Genomic DNA, 2,907 nt, shown 5'->3' with positions numbered 1-2,907 from the left:
ATCGTGGACTGGTGACAATGGCCGGGCGTCTCAAAGACAAGGTGGTGATCATCACCGGCGCCGGGCGTGGCATCGGCGAGGCGACGGCGCGCGCCATGGCCGCCGAAGGGGCGGTGATCGTCGTCGCGGAAAAGGACGCGGCGACCGGAAAGAGCGTCGCAGCGTCGCTTGCCGACTGCGGCGTGAAGGCGCTGTTCGTTGAAACCGATGTCGCGGACGCCGGCTCTTGCGAGACGACGGCCGAGCAGGCACTCCGCGCCTTCGGCCGCATCGACGTGCTGGTCGCCAATGCCGGCATCAACGTGTTCCACGAGCCGCTGGAAACCACCGAAGACGAATGGCGGCGCTGCTTTGCCGTCGATCTCGACGGCGTCTGGTATTCGGCGCGCGCGGTGCTGCCGGCGATGCGCGACCAGAAACAGGGTTCGATCGTCGCGATCGCGTCCTGTCATTCCTTCGCGATCATCCCGTCGACCTTTCCCTATCCGGTCGCCAAGCACGGGCTGCTCGGCCTGGTGCGGTCGCTCGGCATCCAATACGCGGCCGAGGGCATCCGCGTGAACGCGATTGCGCCCGGCTACATCGAGACGCAGATCGCGGTCGACTACTGGAACACATTCCCAGACCCGCAGGCCGAGCGCCAGCGCACCTACGATTTGCATCCGCCGCGCCGCATCGGCCGGCCGGAGGAAGTGGCCATGACCGCCGTCTTCCTCGGCTCCGACGAGGCGCCGTTCATCAACGCGGCCTGCATCGTCATCGATGGCGGGCGCTCGGTTCTCTACCACGAATGAGGTTTCGCGCCGGCGGCCGGTCGCCGGGAACGTCTTCAAGCAAAATGGGGTCTCGCCGGCCGGGATCCAGAGGGAGGAAACCATGAAACCAATGATCAAGGCATGCCTTGCGGTGGCCGCGACCGCAGCCGTCGCTCTGACGGTCCACGGCGCGGGCGCGCAGGACAAGATGAAGTTCGGCTACATCAACAAGATGGGCGATCACCCGTGGTTCGTCCGCGAGGTGCAGGGCGCCAAGGACAAGGCCAAAGAGCTCGGCGTCGATCTCCTGGTGCAGGATGTCCAGTTCGACGCCAACCTCGCCGTCACCACCTTCGACACCTATGTCGGCGACGGCGTCAAAGGCATTGCCGTGGTGGTGCCTGACCGTTCGCTCGGCCCGGTCGTCGCCGACAAGGCCAAGGCCGCCAAGATCGGACTGATCGCGGTCGACGACGACATCGCCTTTGCCGACGGCAGCCCGGTCGCCTATGTCGGCATGAACGCGCTCAACATCGGCAAGCAGGTCGGCGGCGAGATCGCCCGCATCGTCAAGGCCGAGGGCTGGGACAAGGACCTTTCCAAGGTGCGCGTCGGCTCGATCGAGGACCAGAAGGCCGATACCTGCATGCGCCGCAACAAGGGCGCCGAGGAAGCGCTCGTCGCGGCGATCCCGGAGATCAAGTCGCGCATCCTGTCGATCCCCTACGACAACACCATGGTCAACTCGATCGACGTGGTGTCGACGACGCTGACGGCCAATCCGGACGCCGAGAAGTGGATCTTCTACTCCTGCAACGACGACGGCGTGCTCGGCGGTGTGCGCGCCACCGAGAATGCCGGCATGAAGCCGGAGAACGTCATCGGCATCGGCATCGACGGCTCGCGCTCCTGCGAGGCCTTCGGCTCCGGCAAGCCCACCGGCTTCCGCGGCACGATGTGGCTGGACAGCGCCAAGCATGGCGCCGCGGCGATCCAGGCGCTCTATGACCAAGCCACTGGCAAGGAAATGCAGAAGGACTATTTCCAGGACGCGACGCTGATCAGCGGCGAGAACTTCGCCAAGTTCAAGGACACGCTCGGTTGCAAGTCCTAGGCTTCCTTCCGGCCTCATTGTCGGCCTCGGGGCGCGCGGCCTCACAGGGAGCCGCGCGCCGATGACCGTGCCCGTCGTTTCCGTCGAGGGCGTCAGCAAGCGCTTCGGCGCGGTGCAGGCGCTGCGCGACGTCTCCGTTGCCTTCCATGCCGGCGAGATCACCGCTTTGATCGGCGAGAACGGCGCCGGCAAGTCCACGCTGATGCGCGTGCTGGAGGGCGAGCATCGCCCGGACAGCGGTCGCGTTCTGGTCGATGGTCAGCCGGTCCAGCTCAACTCGCCACGCGCAGCACATGGCTCGGGCATCCGGGTCATCCACCAGGAGCCGGAGATCATCCCGGAGCTGACGGTGGCGGAAAACATCTTCATCGGCGACATCAAGGCGCGGGGCGGGATTTTTCTCGACCGCACGGATCTGGAGCGGCGCAGCCTCGAGCTGCTCAACACCTTCGGCGTGGTCGACGTGCTGTCACCCGGGCAACGCTGCCATGGCCTGAGCCCGGCGCTCAGGCAACTGATCGAGATCATGCGCGCGCTGCGCCCAGGGGCGCGGCTGCTCGCCTTCGACGAGCCGACCTCGTCGCTCACGGAGGATGGGCGCAGCGGCTGTTCCGGGTCATCCGGCGGCTGAAGGCCGATGGCGTCGCGGTGATCTACATCTCGCACCGGCTGCGCGAGATCATCGAGCTTGCCGACCGTTGCGTGGTGATGCGCGACGGCAGCCGCGTCGCCGACGAGCCGATCGCAGAGCTCGACGAGCAGCGCATGGTGCGGCTGATGGTGGGCAGGCCGGTGAGCGATCTGTTCAACCGCAAGGAGCGCACGCTCGGACCGGTGCGGCTGGCGCTCAACGATGTCACGACACGGCGTGTCCAGGGGATCAGCTTCGAGGTGAGGGCGGGCGAGATTGTCGGGCTGGGCGGCCTGGTCGGCGCCGGGCGCACGGAAGTCGCGCGCGCCATCGTCGGCCTCGATCCGCTGCAGTCGGGGCAGATGGCGGCCGGCGGCCAACCTTACCGGCCGCGCGAGCCTTCGGAT

4 protein-coding genes are annotated in these 2,907 nt (G+C 66.9%); all 4 read left to right on the top strand.

Annotated features, from left to right (window positions below):
* Positions 1 to 17: 17 nt before the first annotated feature.
* Positions 18 to 794 carry an SDR family oxidoreductase gene (locus EN738_RS33030; protein WP_127287215.1) on the top strand — a complete coding sequence of 259 codons (777 nt, stop codon included), beginning with the start codon at positions 18 to 20 and terminating at the stop codon, positions 792 to 794.
* Positions 795 to 876: 82 nt separating this feature from the next.
* Positions 877 to 1,869 carry a substrate-binding domain-containing protein gene (locus tag EN738_RS33025; RefSeq protein ID WP_245478385.1) on the top strand — a complete coding sequence of 331 codons (993 nt, stop codon included), beginning with the start codon at positions 877 to 879 and terminating at the stop codon, positions 1,867 to 1,869.
* Between the two features lie 61 nt (positions 1,870 to 1,930).
* Positions 1,931 to 2,500 (top strand): ATP-binding cassette domain-containing protein, encoded by a 570-nt coding sequence (locus EN738_RS33020; protein ID WP_127287214.1) that lies wholly within the window; start codon positions 1,931 to 1,933, stop codon positions 2,498 to 2,500.
* Between the two features lie 17 nt (positions 2,501 to 2,517).
* The coding region (locus EN738_RS33015) for an ATP-binding cassette domain-containing protein (protein WP_127287213.1) at positions 2,518 to 2,907 on the top strand (390 nt) is incomplete at its 3' end.

The sequence above is a fragment of the Mesorhizobium sp. M4B.F.Ca.ET.017.02.2.1 genome (assembly GCF_003998955.1).
Lineage (GTDB): Bacteria > Pseudomonadota > Alphaproteobacteria > Rhizobiales > Rhizobiaceae > Mesorhizobium > Mesorhizobium abyssinicae.
The sequence above is the reverse complement of the archived record's forward strand: the minus strand, read 5'-3'. Positions and strand labels throughout refer to the sequence as shown.

Excerpts from the sequence above, each read along its gene's own strand:
- EN738_RS33025 (WP_245478385.1), top strand. The coding sequence starts at position 877 with ATGAAACCAATGATCAAGGCATGCCTTGCGGTGGCCGCGACCGCAGCC.
- EN738_RS33020 (WP_127287214.1), top strand. The coding sequence starts at position 1,931 with ATGACCGTGCCCGTCGTTTCCGTCGAGGGCGTCAGCAAGCGCTTCGGC.
- EN738_RS33030 (WP_127287215.1), top strand. The coding sequence starts at position 18 with ATGGCCGGGCGTCTCAAAGACAAGGTGGTGATCATCACCGGCGCCGGG.